Source organism: Cedecea sp. NFIX57 (assembly GCF_900177785.1).
Lineage (GTDB): Bacteria > Pseudomonadota > Gammaproteobacteria > Enterobacterales > Enterobacteriaceae > Cedecea > Cedecea neteri_C.
This window is the reverse complement of sequence record NZ_FXAS01000077.1, coordinates 1-4,551: the sequence shown is the minus strand read 5'-3', so window position 1 is coordinate 4,551 and position 4,551 is coordinate 1. Positions and strand designations below refer to the sequence as shown.

General features: G+C 53.4%; 3 protein-coding genes and 1 riboswitch. Of the genes, 2 read left to right on the top strand and 1 reads right to left on the bottom strand.

What is annotated here, in order from left to right; genetic code table 11:
• Positions 1–208: 208 nt before the first annotated feature.
• Positions 209–1,309, bottom strand: a complete 1,101-nt coding sequence (gene trmA / locus B9Y90_RS25400) for a tRNA (uridine(54)-C5)-methyltransferase TrmA (protein WP_085543068.1) — start codon at positions 1,307–1,309, stop codon at positions 209–211.
• A gap of 124 nt (positions 1,310–1,433) precedes the next feature.
• Positions 1,434–1,621: riboswitch (cobalamin riboswitch) on the top strand.
• A 69-nt stretch (positions 1,622–1,690) separates the two neighbouring features.
• Here trmA and btuB point away from each other — a divergent pair.
• On the top strand, positions 1,691–3,532 hold the full coding sequence (gene btuB, locus B9Y90_RS25395) for a TonB-dependent vitamin B12 receptor BtuB (RefSeq protein ID WP_085543069.1): 1,842 nt from the start codon (positions 1,691–1,693) through the stop codon (positions 3,530–3,532).
• Positions 3,477–4,328 (top strand): glutamate racemase, encoded by an 852-nt coding sequence (gene murI, locus B9Y90_RS25390; protein ID WP_071842697.1) that lies wholly within the window; start codon positions 3,477–3,479, stop codon positions 4,326–4,328. Before btuB ends, murI begins: the two co-directional genes overlap by 56 nt.
• Positions 4,329–4,551: the final 223 nt, after the last annotated feature.

The following is a 4,551-nucleotide window of genomic DNA, read 5'->3' as shown; positions in this document are numbered from 1 at the left end:
ATGGCGCTGCTGGCGCATCTTTGCTGGCTTTTTAGCATGGTGACGGCCTTCATGAGGGGATATGTGGCCCGGAGGCTGTGGCTGAAAACGCTGGCAGGGTGAGAGAAAAAATATCGCGATCGCGACCTGCGGTCGCTCAAAAACAGAACCCCACCAAAAAACAGTGGGGTTAGTCAGCAGTCTGAAAGGACGCCTCGGCGTCCTTTTTCTATTTACGCGTGAGCAGTACGCCGCATTCCATGTGATGCGTGTACGGGAACTGGTCAAACAGCGCGAGGCGGGTGATGTTGTGAGTCTGGGATAATGTCTCCAGATTTTCGCACAGCGTTTGTGGATTGCAGGAGATATAAAGGATGTGCGGATAGGCCTGCACCATTTTTACCGTGTCAGCATCCAGGCCGCTGCGGGGCGGATCGACAAAAATGGTTTCGCACTGATAGCTTTTGAGATCGATTCCCTGCAGGCGGTTAAACTCCCTCACGCCGTTCATTGCCTGGGTAAACTCTTCCGCCGCCATGCGGATGATCTGCACGTTCTCAATATTGTTGGCCGCGATGTTGTACTGTGCCGCAGCCACGGACGGTTTAGCGATTTCGGTCGCCAGCACGCGGTCGAAGTTGCGGGCCAGCGCCAGCGAGAAGTTGCCGTTCCCGCAGTAGAGCTCCAGCAGGTCGCCGCTTGAATTTTCTGTCGCGCTCAGTGCCCATTCCAGCATCTGAATATTCATGGCCGCGTTTGGCTGAGTAAAGCTGTTCTCAACCTGGCGGTAAATCATCTCTTTACCGGCAACCGGCAGGCTTTCGTCGATAAAATCCTGGTCCAGCTCAATTTTGGTTTTCGTCGCGCGGCCAATTAGGTGCACGTTAAAACCACGGGCACGCAGACTGTCACGCAGCGCCTCGGCATGCTGCTGCCATTCATCATCCAGCTTGCGGTGGTAGAGCAAAGACACCACGGCCTGATTGCTCAGGGTAGTCAGGTAGTCAATCTGGAACAGCTTATGGCGCAGAGCGGGAATATCTCGGACGCCGTCCAGCATGGCGGGCATCAGAGCGTTGATAAGCTCGCTGGCCGCCGGGAAACTGTTGACCCTGATGCGGCTTTTGGTCTGCTGATCGAACATGATGTGATACAGGTCGTCACCTTCATGCCAGATGCGGAACTCAGCTCGCATGCGGTAGTGGCTTACCGGTGAGCGGAATACCTCCGGGGCCGGTGCGGCAAAAGGCGCCATCATGCCTTCGAGGCGAGTGACTTTTTCCGCCAGTTGCGCGTCGTACTGATCTGTCGGGAGGTGTTCAGGGGTCATGGCTAGCCATCCAGTCGGTCAATGAATACAAACTACGCGGCGATTGTAGGGATTCGACCCGGGATGTCCAGCCCGATCGCGTTAAGAAGTTCAGCCGGAAGTCTGGACATCCGTATAAGCCTAACGGTAGCATGGCTTTTCCGGCCTCCTGAGAGTTAAAAGGGAACCCAGTGTGATTCTGGGGCTGACGCGCAGCGGTAAGGAACGGCAAGATGAACGCATTATGCAGACACTGCTTTCTTATATAAGCGGGAAGTCCTCATCTTAATTAAGCCTCCAAGCCCGAAGACCTGCCGGAACGACGTCGCAAGTGATATGGCTATCGCGTGCTATTTGCCATATCTGCGGCATCCTATTCGAAAGCGGATGCTTATATAAATGATGATAAAGAAGGTTTCGCTGTTGACGGCTTTGTCCGCAACGGCTTTTTCAGTTTGGGCGCAGGACAGCAATACTGACAATACCCTGATAGTGACTGCAAATCGTTTTCAGCAACCCCTAGAAACCGTACTTGCGCCGACGTCGGTGGTCACGCGTGAAGATATCGACCGCTGGCAGTCAAAATCTCTGACGGACGTGATGCGCCGCCTGCCGGGAGTGGATATTGCGCAAAGCGGTGGCCTTGGTCAGCTCTCCTCCGTATTTATTCGTGGGACCAACTCCAGCCATGTGCTGGTCCTGATTGACGGCATCCGTCTGAATCAGGCCGGGGTGACCGGCTCTTCCGATCTCAGCCAAATCCCAGTCTCTCTTGTGCAGCGCGTAGAGTACATCCGTGGGCCTCGTTCAGCTGTCTATGGCTCTGATGCTATTGGCGGGGTCATCAACATTATCACTACTCGTGATAAAGACGGCACAACGCTGACGGCGGGAGTGGGCTCAAACGGCTACCAGAACTATGATGCCAGCACGCAGCAAAAGCTGGGGGATAACACTCGCGTGACTCTGGCTGGCAACTATGAGTACACCAAAGGCTTTGACGTTGTGGCTGATGGTAATACCGGCGGCCTGCGTCAGCCCGATCGCGACGGCTTTATGAGTAAATCTCTGTATGGGGCGCTTGAACACAACTTCTCTGAGCAATGGAGCGGTTTTGTACGTGGCTACGGTTATGATAACCGCACGGCCTATGACGGCAGCAGCTATATCCCCGGCGTGCTGGTGGATACCCGTCAGCTTTACAGCCAGACATGGGACGCGGGGCTGCGCTTTAATAACGATATCTTCCATTCGCAGCTGATCTCCAGCTACGGACACAGCAAAGATTACAATTTCGATCCTCGCCTGGGTCGCTACGACTCAAGCGCTACTCTGGATGAAATCAAGCAGTACAACCTGCAATGGACGAACTCCGTCGAGGTGGGGACAGGGAATATTGGCGCGGGCGTCGACTGGCAGAAACAGAGCACTGAGCCAGGCACAAACTATGTGACTGACGGCTACGATCAGCGTAATACCGGCGTTTATCTGACGGCGTTGCAAAAGGTAGGTGATTTCACCTTCGAAGGTGCCGCACGTAACGATAACAACTCAGAGTTCGGTAATCACGGTACCTGGCAGAGTAGCGCCGCATGGGAGTTTATTGAAGGATATCGCTTTATTGCCTCCTACGGCACGGCCTTTAAGGCGCCAAACCAGGGGCAACTGTTTGGCTTCTACGGGAACAGAGATCTGAACCCAGAAGAAAGCCGTCAGTGGGAAGGGGCATTTGAAGGGTTAACTTCCGGCGTGAACTGGCGCGTTTCGGGTTATCGCAACCTTGTTGATAACCTGATCGACTTCAACAGCGGGACGAATAGCTATTACAACGTCGGCAAGGCCAACATCAAAGGCATTGAAGGGACGGCTTCCTTTGATACCGGGCCCGTGCAGCACAGCGTTAGTTATGACTATGTTGATGCTCGCAATGGTCTGACCGATGCGCCGCTGGCGCGTCGCGCTAAACAACAGGTGAAGTACCAGCTTGACTGGGCGCTCTACGATCTGGACTGGAGCGTAACTTATCATTACCTGGGCTCACGCTACGACACCGATTTCAATACCTATCAAACCGTGAAAATGGGCGGTGTCAGCCTGTGGGATGTTGCCTTGTCGTATCCAGTCACGTCACAGCTGACCGTTCGTGGTAGAATAGCTAACCTGTTCGATAAAGATTACGAGACGGTTTATGGCTACCATACTGCAGGACGGGAATACTACTTGTCTGGCAGCTACACCTTCTGATGCACATCCCACCGTGCTGGTTTTTGACTCCGGCGTTGGTGGGCTGTCCGTCTACAATGAGATTCGGCAGCTTCTGCCGGATCTTCATTACATCTACGCCTTCGATAACGTGGCGTTTCCTTACGGCGAAAAGAGCGAAGAGTTTATCGTCGACCGGGTGGTCTCAATAGTGACTGCTGTCCAGCAGCATTATCCTTTAGCCCTCGCTGTTATTGCCTGTAATACTGCAAGCACTGTTTCCCTCCCTGCTTTACGCGAAAAGTTCGACTTCCCTGTTGTTGGCGTTGTGCCTGCTATTAAACCGGCTGCGCGTTTGACGACAAATGGGGTTGTGGGTCTGTTGGCCACACGCGGTACGGTCAAGCGTCCTTATACCCACGAGCTTATCTCCCGATTTGCTACCGAATGCAAAATTGAGATGCTGGGTTCTGCCGAACTGGTGGAGCTGGCTGAGGCGAAGCTTCATGGTGAGCCTGTGCCGCTGGACGAGCTGCGTAAAATCCTGCGTCCGTGGTTACGGATGTCGGAGCCGCCGGATACCGTTGTATTAGGCTGCACGCATTTCCCTCTATTACAGGAAGAGCTGCTGGAAGTGTTACCTGAGGGAACGAGGCTGATTGATTCCGGTGCCGCGATTGCAAGGCGTACCGTTTGGTTACTGGAACATGAAGCGCCTGAAGCGGCGTCTGCAGATTCGAATATTGCTTATTGTATGGCGTTTACGCCTGAAACTGCGCAATTAATGCCCGTTTTGCAACGTTACGGCTTTGAAAGGCTCGAAAAACTGGCACTTTAGCGCCATTTTGAGTAAAAAAACGACGCTTGAAAGTTTTTTTCAAATTAGGGGTTGTCAGGCTCTGAGAACTCCCTATAATGCGCCTCCACTGACACGGCGAAGCGGCTTCGAAAGCGGCTTCACAACCTGGAAGTCAGTCAGACGAAAGCGAAAATAAACGCTTGACTCTGAAAGAGGAAAGCGTATTATACGCCACCTCGAGTTAGCAAGCGAAAGCGACTGA

Coding starts and splice junctions, on each gene's coding strand:
- trmA (WP_085543068.1), bottom strand. CDS start 1,309: ATGACCCCTGAACACCTCCCGACAGATCAGTACGACGCGCAACTGGCG.
- btuB (WP_085543069.1), top strand. CDS start 1,691: ATGATAAAGAAGGTTTCGCTGTTGACGGCTTTGTCCGCAACGGCTTTT.
- murI (WP_071842697.1), top strand. CDS start 3,477: ATGGCTACCATACTGCAGGACGGGAATACTACTTGTCTGGCAGCTACA.